Source organism: Exiguobacterium sp. s142 (assembly GCF_018618455.1).
Classification (GTDB): Bacteria; Bacillota; Bacilli; order Exiguobacteriales; family Exiguobacteriaceae; genus Exiguobacterium; species Exiguobacterium aurantiacum_A.
This window is the reverse complement of sequence record NZ_JACSMB010000051.1, coordinates 1-382: the sequence shown is the minus strand read 5'-3', so window position 1 is coordinate 382 and position 382 is coordinate 1. Positions and strand designations below refer to the sequence as shown.

1 pseudogene is annotated in these 382 nt (G+C 66.0%); it reads right to left on the bottom strand.

What is annotated here, in order from left to right:
- A pseudogene (locus KNP77_RS15840) lies at window positions 1–382 on the bottom strand (RNA-guided endonuclease TnpB family protein); the annotation flags it as partial.

The window sequence follows — 382 nt, the reverse complement described above, 5'->3', positions numbered from 1 at the left end:
CTTCTCCGTCACCATCGCGTCGTTCGTCATGACGGCGAAGTGCCCGAGGCCGAGGTCGATCCCGATCTTGTGCTCGGCGGGGACCCACGGCTCGTCGGGCTGCTCGACGAGGAGCGACACGAAGAATTTGCCCGTCTTCGTCATCGACACGGTCGCCGACCGGATCTCGCCGTCGAAACCGCGGTGCTGTGTGAAGCGGACGAACCCGACCTTCGGCAGCCGGACGTGGCCCCCTTCGATACGGATCGTGCCGTGCTGGTTGTTCGTCGTGTAGGAGGCGCGCGATTTCCGTCTCGACTTGAACACCGGGAAGCCGGCCGTCCCGGCGAAGAACTTCGCGAACGCCGCGTCGAGGTGCAGCTTCGCGTTGGCGAGCGCGAGG